The 25,336-nt window shown below is 63.6% G+C and carries 23 protein-coding genes; 8 read left to right on the top strand and 15 right to left on the bottom strand.

All coding sequences use genetic code 11. The features are described 5' to 3' along the window. Positions 1–358: 358 nt before the first annotated feature. Together ACT01B_RS03460 and ACT01B_RS03455 are read right to left on the bottom strand one after the other, a co-directional pair. Positions 359–991: a DUF4398 domain-containing protein gene (locus tag ACT01B_RS03460; protein WP_445145996.1), complete on the bottom strand. Its 633-nt coding sequence runs from the start codon at positions 989–991 to the stop codon at positions 359–361. Continuing rightward, positions 988–1,554, bottom strand: a complete 567-nt coding sequence (locus tag ACT01B_RS03455) for a DUF4398 domain-containing protein (RefSeq protein ID WP_445145995.1) — start codon at positions 1,552–1,554, stop codon at positions 988–990. Before ACT01B_RS03455 ends, ACT01B_RS03460 begins: the two co-directional genes overlap by 4 nt. Positions 1,555–1,638: 84 nt before the next feature. Between ACT01B_RS03455 and ACT01B_RS03450 the strand changes: the two genes are divergently transcribed. Next, on the top strand, positions 1,639–2,754 hold the full coding sequence (locus tag ACT01B_RS03450) for a PilT/PilU family type 4a pilus ATPase (protein ID WP_445145994.1): 1,116 nt from the start codon (positions 1,639–1,641) through the stop codon (positions 2,752–2,754). A 75-nt stretch (positions 2,755–2,829) separates the two neighbouring features. Here ACT01B_RS03450 and maiA read toward each other — a convergent pair whose 3' ends face one another. Continuing rightward, positions 2,830–3,495, bottom strand: coding sequence for a maleylacetoacetate isomerase (maiA, locus tag ACT01B_RS03445; RefSeq protein ID WP_445145993.1), 666 nt, complete (start codon positions 3,493–3,495; stop codon positions 2,830–2,832). Between the two features lie 144 nt (positions 3,496–3,639). Here maiA and ACT01B_RS03440 point away from each other — a divergent pair, with 144 nt between their 5' ends. Then, positions 3,640–4,818, top strand: a complete 1,179-nt coding sequence (locus tag ACT01B_RS03440; protein ID WP_445145992.1) for a phosphoglycerate kinase — start codon at positions 3,640–3,642, stop codon at positions 4,816–4,818. Beyond that, positions 4,818–5,450 (top strand): HAD hydrolase-like protein, encoded by a 633-nt coding sequence (locus ACT01B_RS03435; RefSeq protein WP_445145991.1) that lies wholly within the window; start codon positions 4,818–4,820, stop codon positions 5,448–5,450. The genes ACT01B_RS03440 and ACT01B_RS03435 overlap by 1 nt, the downstream gene beginning before the upstream one ends. Before the next feature lie 124 nt (positions 5,451–5,574). Here the strand turns inward: ACT01B_RS03435 and tkt are convergent, their stop codons facing one another. Next, positions 5,575–7,584: a transketolase gene (gene tkt, locus ACT01B_RS03430; protein ID WP_445145990.1), complete on the bottom strand. Its 2,010-nt coding sequence runs from the start codon at positions 7,582–7,584 to the stop codon at positions 5,575–5,577. Between the two features lie 263 nt (positions 7,585–7,847). Between tkt and ACT01B_RS03425 the strand changes: the two genes are divergently transcribed. Then, entirely contained in the window at positions 7,848–8,456 is a 609-nt protein-coding gene (locus ACT01B_RS03425) for an outer membrane protein (RefSeq protein WP_445145989.1), read from the top strand. A 78-nt stretch (positions 8,457–8,534) separates the two neighbouring features. Here the strand turns inward: ACT01B_RS03425 and ACT01B_RS03420 are convergent, their stop codons facing one another. The 3 genes from ACT01B_RS03420 to pyk form a co-directional block, all read right to left on the bottom strand. Continuing rightward, the gene (locus ACT01B_RS03420) at positions 8,535–9,542 is read right to left on the bottom strand and encodes a class I fructose-bisphosphate aldolase (protein WP_445145988.1); all 1,008 of its coding nucleotides are present in this window, start codon (positions 9,540–9,542) and stop codon (positions 8,535–8,537) included. A 183-nt stretch (positions 9,543–9,725) separates the two neighbouring features. Further along, a complete protein-coding gene (locus tag ACT01B_RS03415; protein WP_445145987.1) occupies positions 9,726–10,175 on the bottom strand; it encodes an energy transducer TonB in 450 nt (149 codons plus the stop codon). 216 nt (positions 10,176–10,391) lie between these two features. Then, a complete protein-coding gene (pyk, locus tag ACT01B_RS03410; protein ID WP_445145986.1) occupies positions 10,392–11,864 on the bottom strand; it encodes a pyruvate kinase in 1,473 nt (490 codons plus the stop codon). A 427-nt stretch (positions 11,865–12,291) separates the two neighbouring features. On the opposite strand from pyk, the gene ACT01B_RS03405 reads away from it, so the two are divergent. Then, positions 12,292–14,307, top strand: coding sequence for an alpha/beta hydrolase family protein (locus tag ACT01B_RS03405; protein WP_445145985.1), 2,016 nt, complete (start codon positions 12,292–12,294; stop codon positions 14,305–14,307). A 35-nt stretch (positions 14,308–14,342) separates the two neighbouring features. On the opposite strand, the gene ACT01B_RS03400 is transcribed toward ACT01B_RS03405, so the two are convergent. Then, on the bottom strand, positions 14,343–15,152 hold the full coding sequence (locus tag ACT01B_RS03400) for a S1/P1 nuclease (protein ID WP_445145984.1): 810 nt from the start codon (positions 15,150–15,152) through the stop codon (positions 14,343–14,345). A 75-nt stretch (positions 15,153–15,227) separates the two neighbouring features. Next, entirely contained in the window at positions 15,228–15,698 is a 471-nt protein-coding gene (locus tag ACT01B_RS03395) for an OsmC family protein (protein WP_445145983.1), read from the bottom strand. A 166-nt stretch (positions 15,699–15,864) separates the two neighbouring features. On the opposite strand from ACT01B_RS03395, the gene gap reads away from it, so the two are divergent. Beyond that, complete coding sequence (gap, locus tag ACT01B_RS03390) at positions 15,865–16,878, top strand: type I glyceraldehyde-3-phosphate dehydrogenase (protein WP_445145982.1); 1,014 nt, start codon at positions 15,865–15,867, stop codon at positions 16,876–16,878. Positions 16,879–17,146: 268 nt separating this feature from the next. Then, complete coding sequence (locus tag ACT01B_RS03385; protein ID WP_445145981.1) at positions 17,147–17,935, top strand: hypothetical protein; 789 nt, start codon at positions 17,147–17,149, stop codon at positions 17,933–17,935. Between the two features lie 141 nt (positions 17,936–18,076). Here the strand turns inward: ACT01B_RS03385 and tpx are convergent, their stop codons facing one another. Then, a complete protein-coding gene (tpx, locus tag ACT01B_RS03380; RefSeq protein WP_445145980.1) occupies positions 18,077–18,577 on the bottom strand; it encodes a thiol peroxidase in 501 nt (166 codons plus the stop codon). A gap of 170 nt (positions 18,578–18,747) precedes the next feature. Here tpx and ACT01B_RS03375 point away from each other — a divergent pair, with 170 nt between their 5' ends. Beyond that, positions 18,748–19,518 (top strand): prephenate dehydrogenase/arogenate dehydrogenase family protein, encoded by a 771-nt coding sequence (locus ACT01B_RS03375; RefSeq protein ID WP_445145979.1) that lies wholly within the window; start codon positions 18,748–18,750, stop codon positions 19,516–19,518. A 9-nt stretch (positions 19,519–19,527) separates the two neighbouring features. On the opposite strand, the gene ACT01B_RS03370 is transcribed toward ACT01B_RS03375, so the two are convergent. The 5 genes from ACT01B_RS03370 to hmgA form a co-directional block, all read right to left on the bottom strand. Next, the gene (locus tag ACT01B_RS03370; RefSeq protein ID WP_445145978.1) at positions 19,528–20,736 is read right to left on the bottom strand and encodes a beta-ketoacyl synthase N-terminal-like domain-containing protein; all 1,209 of its coding nucleotides are present in this window, start codon (positions 20,734–20,736) and stop codon (positions 19,528–19,530) included. After that, positions 20,736–21,251 carry a bifunctional 3-hydroxydecanoyl-ACP dehydratase/trans-2-decenoyl-ACP isomerase gene (fabA, locus tag ACT01B_RS03365; protein WP_445145977.1) on the bottom strand — a complete coding sequence of 172 codons (516 nt, stop codon included), beginning with the start codon at positions 21,249–21,251 and terminating at the stop codon, positions 20,736–20,738. The genes ACT01B_RS03370 and fabA overlap by 1 nt, the downstream gene beginning before the upstream one ends. 135 nt (positions 21,252–21,386) lie before the next feature. Then, positions 21,387–22,787, bottom strand: a complete 1,401-nt coding sequence (hemN, locus tag ACT01B_RS03360) for an oxygen-independent coproporphyrinogen III oxidase (protein ID WP_445145976.1) — start codon at positions 22,785–22,787, stop codon at positions 21,387–21,389. A gap of 112 nt (positions 22,788–22,899) precedes the next feature. Next, positions 22,900–23,886, bottom strand: a complete 987-nt coding sequence (locus ACT01B_RS03355; RefSeq protein WP_445145975.1) for a fumarylacetoacetate hydrolase family protein — start codon at positions 23,884–23,886, stop codon at positions 22,900–22,902. A gap of 91 nt (positions 23,887–23,977) precedes the next feature. Then, positions 23,978–25,276, bottom strand: a complete 1,299-nt coding sequence (gene hmgA, locus ACT01B_RS03350; protein WP_445145974.1) for a homogentisate 1,2-dioxygenase — start codon at positions 25,274–25,276, stop codon at positions 23,978–23,980. Positions 25,277–25,336: the final 60 nt, after the last annotated feature.

Here is a 25,336-nt window from a genome sequence, read left to right as displayed (position 1 = left end):
ACATGCACACACCCACGATCCATGCCGGTTAATCGGGCCATGGACTTCGATGTTGGGGAAGGGTAGATGCATGATTCCGGTCAATGACCCAGGAAGCGAAGTGCGCCCTGGGAACTTGACCCTACTCTCCGGATCAGGGGCATGCAAGCGTCATAAAGGGACTAGATCGCCCGCCAAATATCCGTAAAAAAAGCTATCGGAACAGCCTTTTGCACGAATTCAACGAAGACTTTCCGGATCTTGAACGAAAGGTCGAAGTACGACACTTCACGTCGCTTCGCCCTACTCATCAAAAGCACGAAGGCCGACGGTATGTACCGGCCGGCCTTCGCACCTGCTCGCCTCGAGGGCCTGGGTTTTACTTGCCCTGATCTTTCTTGGCGCTGCTGTCGTCTGAGGACGAGCTGTCGCCTTGCATCTGCGAACGCATCGCTCGCGCCGCCTGCGCCGCCAGGTCGGCCTGCTTCTTGGCGGCATTGGCGACTTTGGCTTGCGCAGCGGCAAGCTTCTTGGCTTGCACCGCCTCGGCCTGCGCCTGGGCGGTGGCTTCGGCGCCTTCGGCCTGCTGGCGGGCGGCCTCCTCCTGCGCCATTTGGTACTGCGAGCGCTGGCGATCCAGCTCACGGCGGGCCTGGTCGGCCTCGCGGCGGCTGCCGTCGAGCAGGATCTGGTCATGCTCGCGGTCGAGCTGATTGATCTTCAGCTGGGCGTCCTGGAGCTGCGCCGTGGCGCGGGCCAGGTCGACGCGGCGCTCCGCCAGATAGAGGGCATGGGCGCGGTCGCGTGAGCGAGCCTGAGCCAGCTGGTTGATGGCGTCGCGGGCACGCGCCTGCTCAGCCTGGGCGTAGCTGCCCAAGGCCGGGTCACTGGCGAGCTGGTCGAGGCTGCTGTTCAAGCGGGCGATGTCCATGTCGTCCTTGCCGGCGTGGGCAACGCCCACGGCAGCCAGGGCCAGGACAAGCGCCGAACAACGGAGGGCCAAGGTTTTCATGGATGACCTCCCTGGTCAGTGGTCGACTGGGGTATGGTCTGGAAACCCTGCCCCTGAGGGATGGGCTCGGCAAGCGAGGAACTGGCGGGCGCGGGCATATCGCCCTGCGACTGCTGGGCCGGAAGCGCCGGGTTCTGGCTCTGGTCCTGATGCTGCTCGTTGCTCAGCGACTGGTCGATCTGATCGCGCAGCTGGCGGTTGGCCTCGCCCTTGTTCTGGATCTGCGACCTGGCCGCGGCAAGACGAGCCTTGGCGCGGGCCAGCTCGGCGTCCGCTCGGGCTTCGTCGGCCAGGGTGGCAGCATCATCGTACTTACCCTTGGCCATGGCGGCCTGGGCCTGCTGGAACTTGTTTTGCGCAAAACCCAGGTCCACCGGCGCGTAGGCAGCGGCGTCGGCATCACGGGCAGCCTGTAGCTGCACCTGGGCCTGGTTCATGATCCCGTCCGGCGGCGGCGTCGAGGCGCAGCCGGAAAGCGCCAGCGTGACTGCCAGCGTCAGGGTCGAAACCGCCAGGCGAACGCCCCTAGGGCGCCCGAACAGCGGGAAAAAGATGTGCACCATCACTCATTCCTCTCGGAGTGTCGCAGCGTATTGTGGGCAGGCATAATCCACTTTAGCAATGCGCACGAAATTCAGGGGATTCGAGTGGACATTGGTTACTTCCTCAAGCTAATGGTTGACAAGGGCGCGTCGGATATGTTCCTGACGACGGGCGCTCCTGTGAACATAAAAGTCGAGGGCAAGCTGTACCCGCTGGGCAATACGGGCCTGCCTAGCGGCATGGTCAAGAAAATCGCCTATTCGTTGATGGACGAGGGCCAGGTACCGCAATTCGAGCGGGACCTGGAGCTGAACATGGCGCTGGCGGTGAAGGAAGCCGGCCGCTTCCGCATCAACGTGTTCAAGCAGCGCGGCGAAGTGGGCATGGTGATCCGTGCCATCAAGAGCGAGATTCCTAGCGTCGACCAGTTGCAGCTGCCGGCCATTTTTCGCGACCTGATCATGGAGCCACGCGGCCTGATCCTGGTGGTCGGCGCCACCGGCTCAGGCAAGTCGACCACGCTGGCGGCCATGATCGATCACCGCAACCAGCACACGTCGGGGCATATCCTCACCATCGAGGATCCGATCGAGTACCTGCACCGGCACAAGCGCTCGATCGTGAACCAGCGCGAAGTCGGCCTGGACACGCACAGCTATCACGAGGCCCTGCGCAATGCGATGCGCGAGGCGCCGGACGTGATCATGATCGGCGAGATCCGCGATACCGACACCATGGAAGCGGCTATCGCGTTCTCCGAAACCGGCCACCTGTGCCTGGCGACGCTGCACTCCAATAACGCCGACCAGACGCTGGAGCGCATCCTCAACTTCTTCCCGGAATCGGCGCACAAGAACGTGCTGATGAACCTCGCGCTCAACCTGCGCGCGGTGATCAGCCAGCGCCTGGTGGTCGGCAAGGACGGTCGCCGCCTGCCGGCCACCGAGGTGTTGCTCAACACGCCACTGATCCGCGACATGATCCGCCGCGGCCAGGTCCACGACGTCAAGGAAGCGATGGATCGCAGCCTGCAGGAAGGCATGCAGACGTTCGACCAGTCGCTCTACCGCCTGTACAAGGAAGGCCGCATCGAGCTGGACGAGGCGCTCAACAAGGCCGATTCCCGCGATGGCCTGGGACTCAAGATCCGCCTGTCCGAAAGCAGCGGTTCGGAGAGCACCGAACTGGTCGGCAATGATCCGTACGGGTTGGGCTTCTGACGGCAACGAAGCGCTGAATAGACCGTCATCCCAGCGCAAGCTGGGATGACGAGCAAGGACTAATTCAGGCCTTCCCTACAGCGGGGCAGGCGCGTCTGACTGGGCTTCTGGTGCCGCCTTCTGGAACGCCTCCAGCGCCTGGCACGCCGCATAGATGCGCTGGATGGTCGGATAATCGTCGAGCGGCATTTTCCAGCGCACGGCGTTGTAGATCTGCGGTGCCAGACAGGTATCCGCCATGGTGGGCTCGTCGCCATGGCAGAAACTGCCGGTAGCGACGTTGCCGGCCAGCATCACTTCGAGCGCCTTGAGCCCATCCCCGATCCAGTGCCGCGACCACACGCCCTTGGCAGCATCGTCGGCGCCGAACTGCGTCACCAGATGTTGCAGCACCCGCAGGTTGCCCAGTGGATGCACATCGCAGCTCACCACCTGGGATAGGGCACGCACGCGGGCACGACCGGCCGGGTCGGCGGGCAGCAAGGGCGGTGTGGGCCGGGTTTCGTCGAGGTATTCAATGATCGCCATCGACTGGGTGAACACCTGCCCGCCATCGACCAGGCAGGGCACCAACTCCTGCGGATTCAGCGCCTGATAGTCCGGGGCATGCTGTTCGCCACCGTCCCGGACCAGATGCACCGGCCGCGACTCGTAGGCCAAGCCCTTGAGATTCAAGGCGATACGAACGCGATAGGCGGCGCTCGAGCGCCAGTAGCCATACAAGACCAAATCCGGGGCCATCCTCGTGTCCTTTGCGGCAGACTGAAACACTCATTATCTAGGATAGCTGTCGCGTGGTTTGCATCCCCGGCGGGCGGACAGGACAATACGCGGTTCGCGCCTACGGGTGCCCGTTTCCACGAATCCAAGTAAGGGAGTTCCGCCGTGTCCGTCACCCGCATGAGCGATCTGGATCTGCGCGGCAAGCGCGTGTTGATTCGCGAAGATCTGAACGTACCGATCGAAAACGGCCGGATCACCTCGACCCAGCGCCTGGAAGCCGCCCTGCCCACGCTCAAGCTCGCTCGCGACGCTGGCGCCAAGGTCATGGTGCTATCGCACCTGGGACGCCCGAAGGAAGGCCAGTTTGATGCCGAATCGTCGCTGGCCGCGGTCGCCGCCTGGTTGAGCGGCAAACTCGGCCAGCCAGTGCGGCTGATCGCCGACTACCTCGGCGGCGTCGATGTCGCCGATGGCGAAGTGGTCGTGCTGGAGAACTGCCGCATGAACGTCGGCGAGGGCAAGGACGACGAGACCCTGTCGAAGAAGTACGCCGCCCTGTGCGACATCTTTGTCATGGATGCCTTTGGCACCGCGCATCGCGCCCAGGCCTCCACCCATGGCGTGATCAAGTTTGCTCCGATCGCCGCCGCCGGCCCTCTGCTCTCCGCCGAGCTGGACGCGTTGGGCAAGGCGCTGGGGCAGCCGGCCCGTCCGTTGCTGGCCATCGTCGCCGGCTCCAAGGTTTCCACCAAGCTCACCCTGCTGGAAAACCTGATCGGCAAGGTGGACCAGTTGATCGTCGGCGGCGGCATCGCCAACACCTTTATCGCGGCCATGGGTTGGTCGGTTGGCAACTCGCTGTACGAGCCCGATCTCATCCCGGCGGCCAAGAAAGTCATCGCCGAAGCCAAGCGCCGCAATGCCGATGTGCCGGTGCCCGTCGACGTCGTGGTGGCCCCGGAGTTCTCCGCCCATGCCTCGGCCACGGTCAAGCCCGTCGACGAAGTGAAGGACGGCGAGATGATCCTGGACATCGGGCCTGAAACCGCACGCCGCTATGCCGAGATGATCGCCAAGGCCGGCACCGTCGTATGGAACGGCCCGGTCGGCGTGTTCGAGTTCGACGCGTTCAGCGCAGGCACCGAAACGCTGGCGCGCGCCGTCGCCGCCTCGCCGGCGTTTTCGATTGCCGGCGGCGGTGACACGCTGGCCGCGGTCGACAAGTACGGCATCGAGAAAGATATCTCGTACATCTCCACCGGTGGCGGTGCCTTCCTCGAATTTCTCGAAGGCAAGGAGCTGCCGGCCGTGGCCGCACTCCGGGCACGCAAAGGTCACTGATGCTCTGTCTATTCGACCTCGATGGCACGCTGATCGATTCGGAGCTGGGCATCCTCGGCTGTGTACGGCACGCCCTCACGCAGCTGGGCGTGCCCGCCCCCGCCGCGATGCGCCACTGGATCGGCCCGCCGCTGCGGCACAGCTTCGCGCCGCTGCTGGATCACGATCACGACCGCATTGAACAGGCGGTGGAGCACTACCACGATCGCTTCCACACCATCGGCTGGCGTGAGCACACGGTGTATCCGGGTATCGAAGCGATGATCGGCCAGCTGTTGGCTGCGGGTCATCAGCTGGCCGTGGTCACGAGCAAGCCGGAGCGTCATGCGCGACCGATCATCGAGCACCTGCCGTTCGGATCCGCCTTCAGCCGACTGTATGGGCCCGATCCATCGAGTCCACACAGCGAGAAGGCGGCGATGATCGCGGCGGCACTGGCCGACTTCGGTGCAGCGCCCGAGCAGACCGCGATGATCGGCGATCGCCACTTCGATATCGATGGCGCGGTCGCCAATCGGGTACGTGGCGTGGGTGTGCTGTGGGGGTTTGGCAGTCGCGAGGAACTGGAAAAAGCCGGGGCGCATGCGATTGCGCATGACCCGCAGCATCTGGCGACGTTGCTGGCCGCCTGAGATCCTTTTGTGTAGGAGCGCATAAAAAACGCCGCGATAAACGCGGCGTTTTTTATGCGAGGTTTGGGCGAGCACCCGCCCCTCACCCTGCCCTCTCCCCAAGGGGGAGAGGGTTGAAAGGGCATCAGCCGATGACGCGCTTCACTGCATCGACCACATGGGCGACGGTGAAACCGAAGTGCTCGAACAGCTGCGGCGCCGGCGCGGAAGCGCCGAACGTGGTCATGCCGATCACGTCGCCGTCCAGGCCCACGTACTTGCGCCAGAAGTCGGCGGTCGCCGCTTCCACCGCCACGCGGGCACGGCACCAGCCCGGCAACACGCCTTCGCGGTATTCCAGCGGCTGCGCATCGAACACTTCGGTGCACGGCATCGACACCACGCGCACTGGCACGCCCTGTTGAGCCAACGCCTGTGCCGCTTCCGTCGCCAGCCCGACTTCCGAGCCCGTGGCGATCAGGATCGCCTTGAACTTGGTGTCCTGCGGATCGGAAAGCACATAGCCACCACGGGCAATGTCGGCCACCTGCTGCGCAGTGCGCGGCTGGTGCTTGAGGTTTTGACGTGAGAACACGAGGCAGGCGGGATTGCCCTTGCGCTCGATGGCCAGCTTCCACGACATCGCCGATTCCACCGCATCGCACGGACGCCACACCTGGTTGTTCGGGATGTAGCGCAGCGAAGCCAGATGCTCCACCGCCTGATGGGTCGGACCGTCTTCGCCCAGACCGATCGAGTCGTGCGTGTATACATGGATCGCATGGGCCGGGATCAGGGCACTCATGCGCACGGCGTTGCGTGCGTAGTCGGAGAACACCAGGAAGGTGGCGTCGTACGGGATGAAACCGCCGTGCAGCGCCAGGCCATTGGCGATCGCGCTCATGCCGAACTCGCGCACGCCGTAATACACATAATTGCCCTTGCCGTCGCCGCTATTGCCGTTGCCAGCATCAACGCTGCCCTTCCACTTGGTCAGGTTGGAACCGGCCAGGTCGGCCGAACCACCGATCAGTTCAGGCAGCAGCGGCGCGAACGCCTCGATGCTCATCTGCGAGGCCTTGCGCGACGCGATTTCCGGGCCGTCGGACTGCAGCTTGTCGACGAAGGCCTGCGACTTGGACGTCCAGTCGGACGGCAGTTCGCCGGACATGCGGCGGTTGAACTCGGCGGCCAGTTCAGGGTGCGCCGAGGTGTACTTGGCCAGCGCATCGTGCCAGGCCTGCTCGCGCTCGGCGCCCGCCTTCTTGTGGTCCCAGCCGGCATAGATCTCGGCCGGAATCTCGAACGGCGCCGAGCGCCAGTCCAGCGCGTCGCGCGCGCCAGCAACCTCGTCCTTGCCCAGCGCCGCGCCGTGGCTCTCTTCCTTGCCCTGCTTATGCGGGGCACCAAAACCAATAATGGTTTTGGCGCAAATAAGCGTGGGCTTTTCGTTCTGACTGGTCGCCGCCTTCAGCGCCTTGGCAATGGCCTCGGCGTCATGACCGTCGACGCCGCGGATCACGTTCCAGCCATAGGCCTCGAAACGTTCCGGCGTGTTGTCGGTGAACCAGCCGTGGACTTCGCCGTCGATCGAAATGCCGTTGTCGTCATAGACCGCCACCAGCTTGGCCAGCTTCCAGGTGCCGGCCAGCGAAGCGACTTCGTGCGAGATGCCTTCCATCAGGCAGCCGTCGCCCAGGAACACATAGGTGTGGTGGTTGACGATCTCGTGGTCCGGGCGGTTGAAGTGCGCGGCCAGCACCTTCTCGGCCAGCGCAAAACCTACCGCATTGGCCAGGCCCTGGCCCAGTGGGCCGGTAGTGGTTTCCACACCTGGAGTTTCGCTGGCTTCCGGATGGCCGGCGGTCTTCGAATGCAGCTGGCGGAAGCGCTTGAGCTGGTCCATCGGCAGGTCAAAGCCGGTCAGGTGCAACAGCGCGTACTGCAGCATCGAGCCATGGCCATTGGAAAGCACAAAGCGGTCGCGGTTGAACCACTTCGGATTGGTCGGGTTGTACTGGAGGAAGTCGTTCCACAGCACTTCGGCGATATCCGCCATGCCCATGGGCATGCCCGGATGGCCGGAATTGGCCTTTTCCACGGCGTCCATGGCGAGAGCGCGCACGGCATTGGCGAGTTCGCGGCGGGTAGTCATCTAGAGAATTCTCCGGGGGGCAGGCGGCGGCTAAAAACGCTCATTGTCGCCGATCCTCGCGTCCGGTGTCGCCCGCGAGGTGCGGATTGGCCCTGCCAGTTTGGCGATTAACTGAAGCTTAATACTGGACTAACAAGTATTGAAACTCTTCGGCGCCCGCCCCATCTAATCCCCAGCACCGTCACAGACTGGTGCACTGGCCGCGCCTGACCGAACCCCCGGCACCGCGGCTTGAACTTATAAGACGAAGAGGATTCCCCCAAATGAAGAAGACACTTTTTGCTCTGGCCCTCGCTACCGCTGGTGTGGTGGCTATTCCGGCCGCTTTTGCTCAGGACGCTGCTAATCCGACGGCTCAGCAGGGTTGGTATGTCGGCGCGAACGCCGGCTACGCCAACGTGAGCCGCGGCGCCTATGACAATGGTGAATTCGCCGGTGGCATCAAGGGCGGCTACCGTTTTGCGATCAACCCCTCGACCTCGTTGGGTGCGGAAGTGGGCTACGTCTACCTGGGCCGTGTCAGCGCCCAGAACAGCTACTCGCAGAACTTCGCCGGCAGCAACGACAAGTCCAAGCTGCAGGGCGCTACCGCTGGCTTGAACCTGCGTTACAACTTCAACCCGAGCTGGTACGGCGAAGTCCGTGGCGGTGCCTTCTTCGCCAAGGGCGAGGGCCTCACCGACGACCGTTACAACCCACAGTTCACCAGCTTCAACAGCACCCGCTACTACGCTGGCGCCGGCGTTGGCTACAACATCGCGCAGAATTGGAGCGTGGGCCTGAACTGGGACTACTACGACGGCAGCCAGAGCGACAAGAACATCCACCTGCCGACCAATCTGTACAGCGTCAGCGCGGAATACCGCTTCTGATCGACCTGCCACAGGGCAAAAAAAGACGGGCGCCGCGAGGCGCCCGTTCTTTTTATAGCGATGGCCTGAAACGCGGTCTTACTTGGCGTTCCACTGACCCAGAGCGGCCTGGCCATTTTCCCGGGCGCGCGCGGCGACGGTCTTCTGCGCCTCGGCGTAGTTGGCCTTCATGTCCTTTGCCCACAGCTTCAGCGCGGCCTGCTGCATGGCGCGGCCGTAGGAGAAGCTCAGCGGCCACGGATGCGGGCCCATGCGGTTCATGGCATTGAGGTGGGCGGTGGACTGCTCGTCGCTCTGGCCACCCGAAAGGAACACGATGCCCGGCAAGGTCGCCGGCACGGTGGTCTTCAGCACGCGCACGGTGGCTTCCGCCACTTCCTCGACTTCCACCTGCTCCTCCGCATCCTTGCCCGGGATGACCATGCTGGTCTTCAGGATGGTGCCTTCCAGCATCACGTTCTGCTCGTACAGCGCATTGAACAGGCTGCGCAGCACGGCTTCGTGCACTTCGTAGCTGACTTCGATGCTGTGGTCGCCGTCCATGATCACTTCCGGCTCGACCATCGGCACCAGCCCAGCTTCCTGGCACAGCGCGGCATAACGGGCCAGCGCGTGGCAGTTTGCCTCGATGGCGGTGGAGCTGGGGTTGTCTTCGCTGATGTTGATCACGGCGCGCCATTTGGCGAACTGCGCACCCAGCTTGACGTATTCCTGAAGGCGCTCGCGCAGGCCATCGAGGCCTTCGGTGATCACGTCACCCGGGAAGCCAGCCAGCGGCACCGGGCCCTTGTCGACCTTGATGCCCGGGATGATCCCGTTCTTCTTCATCAGCTGGGTGAACGGCACGCCGTCTTTGGTCGACTGACGAATCGTTTCGTCATACAGGATCGCGCCCGAAATGTGCTCAGACAGGCTCGGCGCGGTGAGCAGCAGCTCACGGTAGGCACGGCGGTTTTCTTCGGTGTTCTCGATGCCGACGGCCTCGAAACGCTTCTTGATGGTGTTGGTCGACTCGTCGATGGCGATGATGCCCTTGCCGGGCGCGACCATCGCCAAGGCGATGCTTTCGAGGTCTTCGATGCTCATGACAACTCCGGATACTAGGCGGTGTGGGCCGCACAAGGTTAAGCCGCCCGCAGGGGCGGCAAGGCTCAAAGTCCGCAATTATATGTCATAAGGCCAAATAGGGTCCGGAGAGGCCCGGGAGGGCGCCACGACGGGCTTGGCCGCCTTAAAGCCTCATTTCATCGCTGGGATGACGAGAGGGACTCAGGCCTGGTCGAAGCCCGGCAGCTTGCAAGCGGCGACGATCGACTTGCGCTGAGCCTCATCGGCCGGCAGGTTGAACGGCACGATGAAGTAAGTGGAGACCGGCTCGCTGTTGCGATTGGTCAGCGACGGGCCATAACGGAAGTTTTTCACCACGCTCTTGGCCACCGCGTCCAGGCCGCTCTGCGGCACCACCTTGCGCACGGTCACGTTCTGCGGCACGCCATCGGAGCCGATCAGGTAGCTCACGGCGACGCAGCCCGGCTTGTCCATATTGCTGCCGCTGTTGGGGATATCGGCGTCGACCTTGGTGTTGAGCATGATCCAGTACGACTGGATGTGCTCCGGCCCCACCATGCGCGCCTGCGACTGCGCCAGCAGTGGCGCCGCCCCGGACATGGCCAGCGCCAGCACCAAAGCCTGGCCACAGCGACGTGACATCGTGTTCATGGAAAAACCTCCTGGGCGAGTGGGGACGGACCGTCGCCATTCTAGCGATACCACGACAGCGGGGGAGCAGCAGGGATGGGGGATGGGTGGTGGGGCGCCAAATCCAACCACCTGAGGGCATCATCCCGTGGGCGACAGACCTTGTCGCACCGCAGAGACTCACCTTCGGTGGCTGGTTTTCGCGCCCCCGCTACCCATTCCCCGCCCCCTAATCCATCACAGGTCGCGCAGGCACTCCACCACGCCCTCGACGCCCACCGACAGCAGCTTGAGCGTATTGGTGCCGCCGCCCTGGCCGATGTGGTCGCCGTGAGTCAGCACCACGCGGTCGCCCTCGGCCAGTCGGCCCTGGACAAACAGCTGGTGCACCGCGTCGCGGGCCGAACCGGCGGGGGTCTGCGAAACGTGGGTGAATTTCACCGCCGTCACATCGCGGAAAATCGACATGCGGCGACGGGCATCGTCGAACGGCGACAAGGCGTAGATAGGCACCGCACTGCGGTAGCGCGACAGCCACTGCGCGGTGGCACCGGATTCAGTCAGCGCCACGATGGCACGCACACCCAGCTGCGCCGCCAGCACCATGGCCGCGAGGGCGATAGCCTGATCGGTACGATCCAGCAGATGGCCTTGCGTGGCCGGATCTTCCTTCGGCTCGAACTGACGCTCGGCACCCAGGCAAATGCGGCGAAGCGCGGCCACCGCCTTGTCCGGATGCGCACCGGCGGCCGACTCTTCGGACAGCATCACCGCATCGGTGCCGTCGATGACGGCGTTGGCGACGTCCATCACCTCGGCGCGAGTCGGAATGGGTGAGCGCACCATCGACTGCAACATCTGCGTCGCGGTGATCACGGCACGATTGCGCTGTACCGATTCGCGAATGATCTTCTTCTGCAGGCCGGGAAGCTCGGCATCGCCGATCTCCACGCCCAGGTCGCCACGCGCCACCATCACTACATCCGAAGCGTCGATGATTTCGCCGAGTACCGGAATCGCGTCGGCGCGCTCGATCTTGGCCACCAGCGACGCCCGGCCGCCGGCTTCTTCCAGCAGGCGCCGCGCTTCATGCATATCATCGGCCGAGCGTACGAAGGACACGGCCAGGAAATCGGCGCCGATCTCGGCAGCCAGTTTGATATCGGCGCGGTCCTTGTCCGACAGGGCCGACACCGAAAGCCCACCGCCCTGGCGATTGAGACCTTTGCGATCGGACAGGCGGCCGGCAATCAATACGCGGCAATGGATCTCGACACCGACGACTTGCTCGACCGTCATCGCGACCAGGCCGTCGTCGAACAGCAGCACATCGCCGGCCACCACATCGTTAGGCAGACCGTAGTAGCTCACGCCGACGCGGGTGGCATCGCCCAACGGCGCGCCGGGGCGGCAATCGAGCACGAAGGCGTCGCCGACGCTCAGTTCGATAGGACCGTTGGCGAAACGCTCCACGCGGATCTTGGGACCCTGCAGATCGGCCAAGACACCGACTTCGCGGCCGAGCTTGCCCGCCGCCTCGCGCACGGCGATGGCTCGCGCGCGATGATCGTCAGGCTGGCCGTGCGACAGGTTCAAGCGAACCACGTCCACGCCTTCGGCGATGATTTTTTCGAGCATGCCAGGCGCGTCGGTCGCAGGACCGAGGGTGGCAACTATCTTTGTGCGGCGCAGCGGATTTTCAGTAGTCATGCTTCAACGCTAGCAGATTTGAATCGATCTGCTAGTGGGTCGTTGGGGGCCTTCGCCACCTGTTTCTTGAGGTCAAAGTGGACTGCACGTGGCCTGATGACCACCCGGTCAAGTGGTATGGCGCTCTATCGCCATCATTGGGGTTGAGGACGAGCACTGGTCTACTCGCGGGTCGCGAAGGTATCCAACCACTGGTGTGGTATCCACCCAGTTGCGATAAGCACCGCGTGCACCGATTCAACCCGCGATGGTCGAGGTACAGACGCCCTGCCGCCCCCTATTTGCGACATCGATGAAGATGCTGCAGCGCGTCAAAAAGCATAGATGGAGATGGCTCGATGCGTAGGCGAACACGCACGGATCGACTGGACATTTCGCTAATATCACCGCGAGGATCGGGGGATCCACGGACAAGGGGAGTTCCGCCATGACACGTCTTAAGCGTACGGCTGCCGCCGTGCTGGCCTTGCTGTGCACATCGCCGCTGTCCACAGCAATGGGTACAGATTCGACTGTCATCCCTACTCACGACTTCATCCAGCCCAGCGAATTCCACAACGTCCAGTTGTCGCCGGACGGGCGTTATATCGCCACCCTGGCGCCTCGCCCCGGCATGCCATACGAGAACATGTTGGTGATGATCGACACCGCGAGCGGCAAGCCGTTATCGAGCCTGCGCGCCAACAGCCGCAACGAGATCCTTCAGTACCTGTGGGTGAACGATCATCGGCTGGTGTTGGCGATGGCTACTCGCCAGGGGAGCCTCGAGCAGCCCACGTATACCGGTGAACTGATGGCCATCGATGCCGATGGCAGCCATGACATGTACCTGTTCGGTTGGGGTGGCGACGTTGGCGCTAGCAGCGACCATATTCAGCATGGCGCTATTGGCCGCGCTGCCTATGCGAGCCTGCTTCCATCCGCGCCTACGGACGACGACCGCTACCTGCTGGTGCAGACCCAGCCGTTCACCGACAAGCGCTCGGGCAATGTGCCGTCGATCGAACGCCTGGACGTGGTCAACGGCGAGAGCCGGCGCATCCTGGGAGGTCCCGCGCCCGACGTGTGGATGACACTCGATCATACGGGTGAGCCCCGCGCAGCGACCGGCGGCGGTTACACACACCCGCGTCTGTGGACGCGTGATGCCAGTGGAGAGTGGGCTCTGCGCAACGATGCGAAGACCTCCCATGAGGAGATCCGGCCCATCGGTTTCAATCGCGACAACAGCCTGCTGTACGTGCGGGTGACGCATGCGCGCGGGCCCGATTCCATCGAGTTGATGGACCTGCACAGCGGCGAACGCACCCTCCTCTATCGCGGCGAATTCGCCGACCCCGGCCATCTGCTTCCGACGGCGGACGGCAAGGATTTCTACGGTGTGATCACCGGCGACGGCGTGCCGACGATGCATTTCTTCGACCCGCACCGCATCGAGGCACAAATCATCGACGCGCTGGTTGGCAGTTTTCCTGGCCAGTTGGTCCGGCCGACATCGTTCACTCGCGACGGCCGCCTTGCCATCGTCGATGTGAGCAGCGATCGCAATCCCGGCGACTACTACCTGTTCGATCTTGAGAAGAAGCAGGCGCGCTATCTCTTCAGCCAGCGTCGCTGGCTTTCACCCAAGCGCATGCGGCCCATGCAACCGATCGCCGTCACCGCACGGGACGGCGTCGTCCTCCACGGCTTTCTCACCGAACCGAATGGCAAGGGGCCTTTTCCCATGGTGGTGCTACCTCACGGCGGACCACATGGCCAGGCCGACGCATGGACATTCGACGAGGAAACTCAGCTGCTCGCCAGCCGCGGTTATGCGGTATTACAGATCAACTACCGCGGATCAGGTGGTTACGGAGCGCAATTCGAGCAGCTGGGTTATCGCCAGTGGGGGCTAGCCATGCAGGACGACGTCACCGACGCGACCCGCTGGGCAGTGCGCGAAGGGCATGCCGATGCCTCGCGTGTATGCATCTACGGCGGCAGCTACGGAGGCTACGCCGCACTGGAGGGTGCCATCCGCGAACCTGAGCTCTATCGCTGCGCCATCGGCTACGCCGGTGTCTACGATCTGCGGATCCAGCTCGACAAGAGTGACACGCAACTTACTGACCAAGGCCTGGATTATCTGCACGACGTGTTGGGTGATGATCGTGCCGATCTGCTGAAGCGCTCACCTATCGCCGGCGTCGACCGCCTCAAGGCCGATCTCCTGCTGATCCATGGTGGGATGGACAAGAGGGCTCCCTACGCGAACTTCGCGGAGTTCACATCGGCACTCGACAGGCAAGGCAAGCACTACGAATCCCTGACGGAGGCGCACGAGGGTCACGGCTTCTTTCTACCGGAGCACCGTCTGGCGATGTACGACAAGCTGCTCGATTTCCTGAACCGAAACATCGGTCAACCCAGCCAGGCGGACAAGACGGTTGCCACGCCCTAGGAAACAGGGGGCGTGACGCAAGTCCCGACGCGGGCTCAGCGCGACAACGCCAGGTTCAGTACTTCAGCCAGGCGACGCCCCGCTTCACGCAGGCGCAGTTCGGCCACCGGCAACTCCTTGTCGACATAGGCCTGGTCGATCTTGTGGCCGTCGGGATAGATATCGCGCGAAATGGCGCAGGATTCCTCGGCCCACTGCGCATAGATATTGTCCAGCGGCGGGATCGGGGGCGGCAGATCGACCGGGCCGCGTGCATCGAGTTCGTCTGCGTAGGCCTTCCATTCGAGGCCACGCGTCTTGAGCAGGCCCGAATCCCACACACTGTGCAGGTTCGTGCCCTTGCCGTTGAACTGCACCTGGTAGGCATTGCCGCCCTTGTCGTCACGCGAGCCACCGTGCAGCGGCTGATGTTCGTCGCCAATGAAATGCACTACGAACTTCAACGCTTCCAGCCGCACCGCATCGGGCTGGGTCTTGTCGCCCAGCACGGCAACGTAATGGTCGATGCCCGCGACCACGCAGACGCCATCGCGGCAGTCACGTGGCGGTTGGTAGTCGCAATCGCCCGAAGTGAAGTCGACGTAATGCAGGCCGCGGGTCTTGTTCCAAAGATCGGCCTGCTTGGGGTCGTTGCGGATCTCGTCGGGCCAGCTGGCGATATCGGCCAGCGAGCGCGTGTGCTCCGGCGCCAGCAGCCGCTCCACGATCGCCTCGGCCGTCGGGCTCAACTGACGCTGCGCCAGGTCCGCTACGACACTGTGCCCCAAAGGACCCCAAGCCTGCGCGGCAGGTGCTAGAGCAAGGCACATCAGTACAACAGCGGCGGATCGACGAAGTGCAGGCATGGCGATGGGTGACCTTGGGTGAGCGGGCCGTGGAGTGTGCCACGGCCCCATGACAGCCAGATCCAAGCGAAGCTCTCAGCCGCCGGCGGGCTTGGACAGCAGTTGCCCTTCCTCATCGCGCACGGAGACATCGACCGCGATCCCTTGCCGCACACTCTCGGTAACGATGCAGAAGTCCTCGAACTGGGCGAGCACGCGATCCAGGTGTTCCAGTGTCGCCGCCGCATCGGCCAGTTGCAGGTCGACCGCAATGTGGGTGACGCGCCAGCGGCCATGCTCGTTACGCGTCAGCGTCGCTTTCGCATGCGCCCCCAAGGTGCCCGGAGCATTCTTGTATTTGCGCAGGGCAAACAGCAGGCTCGCCGTCAGGCAATTGGCAACGGCGGCGGCCAGCAGCCGCGAGGGATTGGGGCCGGCGTCATGACCCAGCGGGGCGGTTTCATCGGTGATCAGGTCGGGGATCGCCGTGTCATCGAAACGGACCCGGAATTCGTAGTCGGCGGTCTGCTCCAGGGAGATCTCGATGGTCTGTTGTGCGTCGCTCATGGCGTTTTCCCTTCCTGCTCGGCTAGCCGTAAAACGTCGATTCAAGCGCGTTAGGGACTTCCTGAACAGCCCCAGATGAGGCCGCCCCCCGGTTCAGGCTAAAATGACGGTTTTACGGCGGCCAGCGGCCGCCATTTTCGTCATCTACCCCGGAGGATGCTGTCCCATGGCAATTAAGGTCGCCATCAACGGTTACGGTCGCATTGGCCGCAACATTCTGCGCGCGCTGTACGAAGCCGGTCGCACCCAAGAGATCCAGATCGTCGCGATCAACGACCTCGGCGACGCCGAGACCAACGCGCACCTGACCCAGTACGACACCGCCCACGGCAAGTTCCCGGGCGCCGTGTCGGTGGAGGGTGGCGACCTGATCGTCAACGGCGACCGCATCAAGGTCTGTGCCGAGCGTGATCCGTCCAAGCTGCCGTGGGGCGCCTTGGGCGTCGACGTGGTGCTCGAGTGCACCGGCCTGTTCACCTCCAAGGCCAAGGCCAGCGCGCATCTCGCCGCCGGCGCCAAGAAGGTGATCATCTCCGCCCCTGGCGACAAGGACGTGGACGGTACCTTCGTCTTCGGAGTCAACGACGACAAACTCACCTCCAAGCTGGAAGTGATCTCCAACGCGTCGTGCACCACCAACTGCCTGGCCCCGCTGGCCAAGGTGCTGCACGACAAGATCGGCATCGTGCGCGGCCTGATGACCACCATCCACTCCTACACCAATGACCAGGTGCTGACGGACGTGTATCACTCCGACCTGCGTCGCGCGCGCTCGGCCACGATGAGCCAGATCCCGGCCAAGACTGGCGCCGCCGCTGCGGTGGGCCTGGTGCTGCCGGAGCTCAACGGCAAGCTGGACGGCTTCGCCATGCGCGTGCCGACCATCAACGTGTCGGTGGTCGACCTGACCTTCGACGCCGCTCGTGCGACGACCAAGGAAGAGATCGACGCTGTCATCAACGAAGCCGCCAACGGCGCGCTGAAGGGCATCCTGGCGGTCAACACCAAGCCGCTGGTCTCGATCGACTTCAACCACAACCCGGCCTCCTCCACCTATGACGCCACCCAGACGCGCGTCATGGGCGGCACCCTGGTGAAGGTGCTGAGCTGGTACGACAACGAGTGGGGCTTCTCCAACCGCATGCTCGACATGACCGTCGCGTTGATGGCGGCGAAGTAAGTCAAGGCGCCAAGCGTCTTCGAAAGGCCGGGCACCTGCCCGGCCTTTTGCTTTGACCACGTTGCTCGCGGTCACCCCTACAGATTACCCGCGAGGCAAGCGATACTTCGTTGACACCATTGGGGGATGGAACGCCATGAAATCGATGCAAGGGATAGCGTTGTGGACGGCTGTGGGCCTCTGTCTCGCGTGCTCAACGGCTCGACTTGCCGTGGCGACGGAAGAGGTCACCCCGCCGACCTCAACGGACGCCAACGTTGCACCACCCATGTCCGATCAGGCCATGTCCGATCAGGAGTGGGCTGCCTTGTTCGACGATCGCATTCCCCTCGATGAACGACGACGCACCGTAGCAAACCTGGAGCACCGCCCCAGGCTGGAAGACCCGCAGGATCTGTACATGCTCGGCTCGCTCTACCACATGGGCCAGCACGCCCATGGCTCGCCCGTGCAGGCGGATACCGAGAAAGCCGGCCTGTATTTTGCCAATGCCGCCGTTCGCGGCAGCGTGCTGGCCATGGCCAAGATGGCCGAGCTCAAGCTGGCGGCGAAGGACTATCCCGAGGCCATGAACTGGGCGCAGATCTATGCCCACTATGCCGTGTCGTCTTCAGAAAGAGACGTCGTAAGGGAAAGCTATGCCGCGGAACTCATCAAGCGCATCGATGACCACGTCGAGCGGCCCGCGATGGACGCCATCATCAAGGACGTGCGCAGCTTCGAGATGGTGTACGACGCGAGTATCCGCGCAGGAATGGCCGGCGCCATCGCGCATGATGACCTGCATCCCACCACGCATCGGCATCACGTCGACGTGACGCCAGGCACCCGTGGCCCTGATGCCGGCATGGCTGATGTGCTCGTGGCATTTCGCGCAGACGGCACGGCTGCCAGCGTGCAGTTGCTGGACGCCGTGCCGCTAACCACGCCCGACGACAGCGTGATTGCCCATGCCCGGTCGATGACGGTGTCGCCAAGCGAAGGCGCCGCGCTGCGCTATGCCTGGGTGCCCATCATTCTGGGCGATGGCCGCTACTATGTTCACTACAGGCAATAACCCACCCGTCGGCGACAAGAAAAGGCCGGGCATTGCCCGGCCTTTTCTTTCCGAGACCGAGATGTCCCGGCAGCATCAGATCACCGACAAGGCCGCACTCGGCAAGCACGGCTCACCGATGCGACCGCATCGTGGCTGACATCAACCGAGCGTAGCCAGGGCTGCGTCATAGTCCGGCTCATCCGCAATTTCGGCGACCAGCTCGGTGTGGATCACGTTGTCATGCTGATCGAGCACCACGACGGCACGCGCAGCCAAACCGCCCAATGGCCCCCCGGCGATCGCCACGCCGTAGTTCCTGAGGAAGTCACGACCGCGCTGCGTGGACAGCGTCACCACGTTGTCCAGGCCTTCCGCGCCGCAGAAGCGCGACTGCGCGAACGGCAGGTCGGCGGATATGCACAGCACGACGGCGTTTTCCAGCTTGCTGGCCTTCTCGTTGAAGCGGCGAACCGAGGTGGCGCAGGTGGGCGTGTCCACGCTCGGGAAGATGTTCAGCACCTTGCGCTTGCCGGCGAACGTGGCCAGCGTGACATCGGACAGGTCCTTGCCGACCAAGGAGAATGCGGGTGCATGATCCCCCTTGGCGGGAAAATGACCGTCGACCTGGACCGGCTGGCCCTTCAGAGTTACCTGGGACATGGGACACCTCGTTGGATGGGCCCTACAAGTAGAACATGCCACCGGCCCGAAGCACGATAGCGAGCCAGCGCGCGGCAGCCTGGCAAGACGCTTCGCTTGACCTGAGTCATGGCAAGCAAGGGCGGCGACATCAAGCATCCATGTCCCAGCCATGCCCCAAGGAACCCCGCATGAACTTCGCCCTGCTTGGCTACGGCCGCTTTGGACAGGCGTTCGCCGAATTGCTGCAACAGGCGGGACATCGCGTTCGTGTCTACGACCCGCAGGCCAGCGTACCGCGCGCGCTGGCCGCCTCATCCACCGCTGCCGCCGTCGCCGATGCGACCTGGGTGGTGCTGGCCATGCCCGTACCAGGCATGCAAGAAGCACTGTTGGACCTGCGTCCCATGCTTCATGCGAAGCAAACGGTCATCGATGTGGGCAGCGTCAAGCTGCGTCCCTGCGCACTGATGGGCGACTTGCTCGGCGCACAGATTCCGCACGCCGGCACACATCCGTTGTTCGGCCCGTTAAGCCTGGCGCGCGGTGAGTGCCCGTTGCGCACCGTGCTATGCACCAGCGCGCAGCACCCGGGCGCTGGCAAGCGCACGCGTCAATTGTTCGAGTCACTCGGCTGCGAAGTGGTTGATCGGGATCCTGCCACCCACGACCGCGCCATGGCCGAGACCCACGCACTGACCTTCTTTATCGCCAAGGCCCTTGTGGAAATGGGCGTTGGCGAGGATCTGTCGATGGCGCCGCCATCCTTTCTTGGCCTGGCCCACATGTTGGCCGCGGTGCGTGGCGATGCGGGTCATCTGTTCGCCGCGATTCAACGCGAAAATCCCTACGCCTCCGCCGCCCGCGCGCAGTTGCTGGAAAGATTGAGCGCCGTCCACCAACGACTGCTGGTGGACGGCGACGGCACCGCCCTGTCCATTCCTGATCTGCCAGGCCGGTGAGGCGCATCCTCAGACCTTGGCAAACACGAGGCTCGCATTGGTGCCACCAAAGCCAAAACTATTTGACATGACGGCGAGAAGCTTGGCTTCGCGCGTTTCGCGCAGAATCGGATATCCCTTCGCTCGCGGATCCAATTCGGCGATATGCGCGGAGCCGGCCATGAAGTCGCCATTGAGCATCAGCAGGCTGTAGATCGCTTCGTGCACGCTGGCCGCGCCGAGCGCGTGGCCACTCAGCGCCTTGGTCGACGACAGGGGCGGCATCGCGCTGCCAAACGCGTCACGCACCGCCATCAGCTCGACGATATCGCCCAATGGCGTCGCGGTGCCGTGCGTATTGAGGTAGCTGATCGGTACGTTCGCGCAAGCCAGCGCCATGCGCATGCAACGCGCCGCTCCTTCGCCGGAGGGGGCGACCATATCCGCGCCATCGGAAGTGACGCCATAGCCCACCAGTTCGGCATGCATGGGCGCTGCGCGCGCCTTGGCATGCTCGTATTCCTCCAGCACCAGCATGCCGCCACCGCCGCCGATGACAAAGCCATCCCGACCGGCGTCATAGGGTCGCGAGGCAGTTTCCGGTGCGTCGTTATGCCCGGTGGACAGCGCACCCATGGCGTCAAACTGCGCCGTCATTCCCCAATGCAGCTCTTCGCCACCACCGGCGAACATCACATCCTGCGCACCGTGACGGATCAAGTCCGCTGCCGCACCGATGCAATGTGCGGACGTGGCGCAGGCGGCGGAAATCGAATAGCTCAGCCCGAGTATCCCGAACGCCGTGGCAAGCGACGCGGATACAGTCGAGCACATCGTGCGCGGCACCATGCAGGGGCCGATCTTGCGCACGCCTTTCGCTTGCAGCAAATCGGCAGCCTCGATTTGCCAGCGCGCGGATCCCCCGCCCGAGCCGGCAATCACGCCACAACGAGGATGCCGGATCTGCTCGAGCGCCAATCCCGCATCCGCGATGGCGTCCCGCATGGCGATATAGGCATAAGCCGCAGCATCACCCATGAAACGCCGAAGCTTGCGGTCGATCGACCCGTCGAGATCGATGTCAGGCACGCCGGCGACGTGGCTGCGCAAGCCACGCCTGGCGTACTCGGGTACCGCTTGGATGCCACTGCGCAGATCGCGCAATGCACGCGTCACCGTGTCGCTCGCGTTGCCAAGGCAGGAAACGATGCCCAGCCCGGTAACCACGACGCGCCGCATCAGAAGCCCTCCGTCGAATCGAACAGGCCTACGCGCATATCAGTCGCTACATAGATCTGGCGGTCGTCGACAAACACGCGGCCATCAGCCACCACCAAGGACATCCGGCTGCGCATCACACGGCGGATATCCACCTCGTAGCGCACCAGCTTGGCGCTTGGCAGTACCTGGCCGGAGAATTTCACCTGCCCCACCCCCAGCGCCCGCCCGCGCCCCGGCACACCGAGCCAGGGCAGGAAATATCCGCTCAGCTGCCACAGCGCATCCAGCCCAAGACAGCCCGGCATCACCGGATCGCTATCGAAGTGGCAGGCGAAGAACCATAGGCCCGGACTGATATCCAGTTCAGCATGGAGCGAACCCTTGCCGAATTTTCCGCTGTGGTCATCGACATGCGTAATACGGTCGAACATCAACATGGGTGGCGATGGCAGCCTGGCATTGCCGGGGCCAAACAACTCGCCACGCGCACAAGCGAGCAACTGCTCGCGGTCAAACGAGGAAGGGTAGGACATGAAAGCACTCGCAGTGAGGACGGGACATGGACACTCCAGTAGTGACTCCGCGAGTCTGTGTGCACAAGCCCTCACCGGCCCTGATTTGGGTCAGGACTTCGCGTCAAGAGTTGCCAGCCGAAACGACAGCTTCCATCAGATGGTCCGTGAATAGCGTGGCGCTTCCGACGGCACCGACAGATACGCGTCGAAGCACATCGCGATGTTTCGCAGCAGCAACCGGCCACGCGAGGTGACGCGAATGGTGTCGGCCTCCAAGGTGACCAGGTCGTCGCCCGCGAGCTTGCGCAGACGCTCCATCTCGGCGGCAAAGTAATCGGTGAAGTTCAGCCGATGCAGCGCGCCGAAGGCAGGCAGATGGAGCTCGCCATGGCACATCAGCTCGCCGATCAGTGCACGGCGTATCAAGTCGTCTTCGTTAAGCATCAAGCCGCGCGCTACGGGCAAACGTCCGGAGTCCAGTGCGGCGTAGTAGCCTGCGAGGTCACGCGCGTTCTGGCTATAGGTGTTACCGATACGACCAATCGAACTCACACCGAGGCCGATGATGTCGCAGTCGCCGTGGGTGGAATAGCCCTGGAAGTTTCTTTGCAGCGTCCCCTCGCGCTGGGCACGCACTAACTCATCATCGGCGCGCGCAAAATGATCCATGCCGACATAGACGTAACCGGCGCCGCACAGCTTTTCCAGGGCACGACCGAACAGCGCGAGCCGGGTGGACGGGTCAGGCAGGTCGCCATCGTCGATTTGCCGCTGCGCCTTGAACAAATGCGGCAAGTGCGCGTAACCGTAGACCGCCATGCGATCGGGCGAGAGCGCGATCACTGCATCGAGGGTGCGGTCAAAGCCATCCAGAGTCTGGCGCGGAAGGCCGTAGATCAGGTCGACGCTTGTCGAGTCGAAGCCCGAGTCACGAGCCGCATCCAGTATCTCGCGTGTCTGTTCGACGCTCTGGACGCGGTTGACCGCCGCCTGCACCCGAGGATCAAAGTCCTGGATACCCACCGAAACGCGGTTGAAGCCCAGCGCGGCCAGCTCGCGGATGTAGGTGCCATCGGCATAGCGCGGATCGATCTCGATGCCGTACTCGCGAGGCGCATCGCGATTGACGTTGAAATGATGTGCGATCGAACCGAACAGGGCGCGCATCCGCGAAATATCGAGGAAGTTGGGTGTACCACCACCAAAATGCAGTTGACGCAGCGGCCGGTGGCGGTCGAACTGAGGCGCGATAAGCGCCAGCTCTTTCTGCAACCGTTGCAGATAGGTATCTGCGTGGGCGGGATCGCGCGTGATGGTGCGCGTGCAGCCGCAATAGAAGCACGGACTGAAGCAGAATGGCACGTGCACGTACAGCGACAGCGGGCGCGGCACAGCGGCATCGTTCGACGACTGGATGGCCGCACGCAAAGCCGCTTCGTCGAACCCCGCATGGAACTGGGGCGCGGTCGGGTAGCTGGTATATCGAGGGCCGGCGGTGTCGTGCCGGGCAATCAGTGCCGGGTCGAATTCAGGGGCGGTCGTGTGAGTGCGCATGGGCGAAAGTATCGCCAGCGCCACGGATAACACGCCTGATGGTGATCAAGTCATTGCGACAATGTGACCCGTCGTGCCGCGGTCACGTCGTGGTGACCGCGGCAGTGACCTGTTAGCGCTTGAGCGGTGCGACAACTTGTTCGATGGCACCGAAGATCGACGCGCCCCCCTTGTCCGTGACGTCGATGCGCAGGCTGTCGCCAAACTTCAGGAACGGCGTGCTTGGCTTGCCGTCGCGCAACGTCTCCACCGTACGCTGCTCGGCCAGACACGAGGCGCCCTTGCTGGTGTCTTCGTTGGCGATGGTGCCGGAGCCGACGATGGTGCCGGCGGTCAGCGGCCGTGTCTTGGCCGCATGCGCCACCAGTTCGGCAAAGCTGAATTGCATATCGACGCCACATTCCGCCTCACCGAACCACGCCCCGTTGAGCCAGGTACGCATGGGAAGGTGCAGCTTGTCGCCCTGCCAGGCATCGCCCAGTTCGTCCGGCGTCACCAAGACAGGCGACAGCGCCGAGCGCGGCTTGGACTGCAGGAAGCCGAAGCCCTTGGCCAGTTCGCCGGGAATCAGCCCACGCAGCGATACGTCATTGATCAGGCCGATGAGCTGGATATGTTCAGCGGCCTGCGCCGGCGTGGGTGCCATCGGCACGTCATCGGTCACCACCACGACCTCGGCTTCCAGGTCGATGCCGTAGTCCTCGCTCGGCACGACCACCGGGTCGCGCGGTCCGAGAAAGCCGGCACTGGTGGCCTGATACATCAGGGGATCGGTATAGAACGACTCGGGCACCTCGGCGCCACGAGCGCGACGCACGCGCTCGACGTGGGGCAGATAGGCACTGCCGTCGACGAATTCGTAGGCGCGCGGCAGCGGCGAGGCCAAGGCTGCCGGATCGAGCGCGAACGCGCCGGTGGCGTTGTCGGCGTTGAGATCCTCCGACAATGCGTTGAGCCGCGGTGCAACGTTCGACCAGTCGTCCAGCGCTGCCTGCAAGGTCGGCGCGATGCCGATTGCCTTGACCGCCTGCTTCAGGTCGCGGCTGACGACCACCAGCGTGCCGTCGCGGCCGCCTTCCTTCAGAGAACCGAGTTTCATGCCTTCGCTCCGTATGCTGCGCTCAGCTGCAGCCGTTCACGTCTTTGTTCCGGATGACCGAAGCCATCCAAGGGTTTGTTGTTGCCGGCGCTTAGCCGCCAGTGAAGTGCTTGCGGATGCCCTGCCAGCACTCGTAGTAATTGCCCTGCAGCTGCGGTGCTTCCAGTGCCTGTTGGGTCGGGTGAATCACGCGACGCGTCTCGAACATGAAAGCCATGGTGCCGGTGATCACGTCGGGCTTGGACAAATCCGCGGCCGAGGCTTTTTCGAACGTCGCCGCATCCGGTCCGTGCCCGCTCATGCAATTGTGCAGCGAGGCGCCGCCGGGTACGAAGCCCTCGGCCTTCGCGTCATAAGCACCCGTGATCAGACCCATGAACTCGCTGGCGATATTGCGGTGGAACCACGGCGGGCGGAACGTGTGCTGTGCCACCAGCCAGCGCGGCGGGAAGATCGCGAAGTCCATATTGCTGACGCCAGGCGTATCGCTGGGCGCATGTAGCACCAGGAAGATGCTCGGGTCAGGATGGTCGTAGCTGATCGAACCGATGGTGTTGAAGCGACGCAGGTCGTACTTGTACGGCGCGTAGTTGCCATGCCAGCCGACCACGTCGAGCGGCGAATGATCGATGGCCGCGCGCCACAGCTCGCCCTGAAATTTCGCGATCAGTTCGAACTGGCCTTCCACATCCTCATAGGCGGCGACCGGCGTGAGGAAGTCGCGCGGATTGGCCAGGCCATTGCTGCCCAGGGGACCGAGATCCGGCAGGCGCAGCAAGGCGCCGAAGTTCTCGCAGACATAGCCTCGCGCGGCCTCGTCCAGCAGTTCGACACGGAAGCGCACGCCGCGCGGAATCACCGCGATTTCAAGCGGCTCCAGTTCGATGATGCCCAGCTCGGTGGCCAGGCGCAGGCGACCCAGCTGCGGCACGATCAGCAACTCGCCATCGGCGTCGTAGAAGAAGCGACCCTGCATCGATCGGTTGGCGGCATAAATGTGGATGCCCACACCCGTCTGATCGGCCGCGCTACCGTTGCCGGCCAAGGTGACCAGACCGTCGATGAAATCGGTTGGCTCGCTCGGCAGCGGCCACGGGTCCCAGCGCAACTGGTTGGGCGAAGCCGGCACCTCGCCAAAGCGGTTGTTGAAGCGACTTGGCGGCATCGCCTCGAACGGGTGGTGCATCGCCGCGGGGCGAATGCGATACAGCCAACTGCGGCGATTGCTATGCCGGGGGGCGGTAAACGCCGTGCCCGATAGCTGTTCGGCATAAAGGCCGTGGGCCACCCGCTGCGGCGAATTCTGCCCTTCCGGCAGCACACCAGGCAGGGCCTCGGTGGCGAATTCATTGGCGAAACCGGACTGGTACTGCTGCTTGCTGGCTGACATGGAAGCTCCGCGATCTGTCCGATAGGGCGGTGGCATGCACGACACCGCACGATCCTATTA

It is taken from the genome of Dyella sp. Tek66A03 (assembly GCF_052567735.1).
Note: the sequence above shows the minus strand (reverse complement) of the source record. Positions and strands in the feature narration are given on the sequence as shown.

Bases quoted from the DNA above. Each gene is read 5' to 3' on its own strand.
- ACT01B_RS03460 (WP_445145996.1), bottom strand. From the start codon at position 991: ATGAAAACCTTGGCCCTCCGTTGTTCGGCGCTTGTCCTGGCCCTGGCT.
- ACT01B_RS03455 (WP_445145995.1), bottom strand. From the start codon at position 1,554: ATGGTGCACATCTTTTTCCCGCTGTTCGGGCGCCCTAGGGGCGTTCGC.
- maiA (WP_445145993.1), bottom strand. From the start codon at position 3,495: ATGGCCCCGGATTTGGTCTTGTATGGCTACTGGCGCTCGAGCGCCGCC.
- ACT01B_RS03435 (WP_445145991.1), top strand. From the start codon at position 4,818: ATGCTCTGTCTATTCGACCTCGATGGCACGCTGATCGATTCGGAGCTG.
- tkt (WP_445145990.1), bottom strand. From the start codon at position 7,584: ATGACTACCCGCCGCGAACTCGCCAATGCCGTGCGCGCTCTCGCCATG.
- ACT01B_RS03425 (WP_445145989.1), top strand. From the start codon at position 7,848: ATGAAGAAGACACTTTTTGCTCTGGCCCTCGCTACCGCTGGTGTGGTG.
- ACT01B_RS03420 (WP_445145988.1), bottom strand. From the start codon at position 9,542: ATGAGCATCGAAGACCTCGAAAGCATCGCCTTGGCGATGGTCGCGCCC.
- ACT01B_RS03415 (WP_445145987.1), bottom strand. From the start codon at position 10,175: ATGAACACGATGTCACGTCGCTGTGGCCAGGCTTTGGTGCTGGCGCTG.
- pyk (WP_445145986.1), bottom strand. From the start codon at position 11,864: ATGACTACTGAAAATCCGCTGCGCCGCACAAAGATAGTTGCCACCCTC.
- ACT01B_RS03405 (WP_445145985.1), top strand. From the start codon at position 12,292: ATGACACGTCTTAAGCGTACGGCTGCCGCCGTGCTGGCCTTGCTGTGC.
- ACT01B_RS03400 (WP_445145984.1), bottom strand. From the start codon at position 15,152: ATGCCTGCACTTCGTCGATCCGCCGCTGTTGTACTGATGTGCCTTGCT.
- ACT01B_RS03395 (WP_445145983.1), bottom strand. From the start codon at position 15,698: ATGAGCGACGCACAACAGACCATCGAGATCTCCCTGGAGCAGACCGCC.
- gap (WP_445145982.1), top strand. From the start codon at position 15,865: ATGGCAATTAAGGTCGCCATCAACGGTTACGGTCGCATTGGCCGCAAC.
- ACT01B_RS03385 (WP_445145981.1), top strand. From the start codon at position 17,147: ATGTCCGATCAGGCCATGTCCGATCAGGAGTGGGCTGCCTTGTTCGAC.
- tpx (WP_445145980.1), bottom strand. From the start codon at position 18,577: ATGTCCCAGGTAACTCTGAAGGGCCAGCCGGTCCAGGTCGACGGTCAT.
- ACT01B_RS03375 (WP_445145979.1), top strand. From the start codon at position 18,748: ATGAACTTCGCCCTGCTTGGCTACGGCCGCTTTGGACAGGCGTTCGCC.
- ACT01B_RS03370 (WP_445145978.1), bottom strand. From the start codon at position 20,736: ATGCGGCGCGTCGTGGTTACCGGGCTGGGCATCGTTTCCTGCCTTGGC.
- fabA (WP_445145977.1), bottom strand. From the start codon at position 21,251: ATGTCCTACCCTTCCTCGTTTGACCGCGAGCAGTTGCTCGCTTGTGCG.
- hemN (WP_445145976.1), bottom strand. From the start codon at position 22,787: ATGCGCACTCACACGACCGCCCCTGAATTCGACCCGGCACTGATTGCC.
- ACT01B_RS03355 (WP_445145975.1), bottom strand. From the start codon at position 23,886: ATGAAACTCGGTTCTCTGAAGGAAGGCGGCCGCGACGGCACGCTGGTG.
- hmgA (WP_445145974.1), bottom strand. From the start codon at position 25,276: ATGTCAGCCAGCAAGCAGCAGTACCAGTCCGGTTTCGCCAATGAATTC.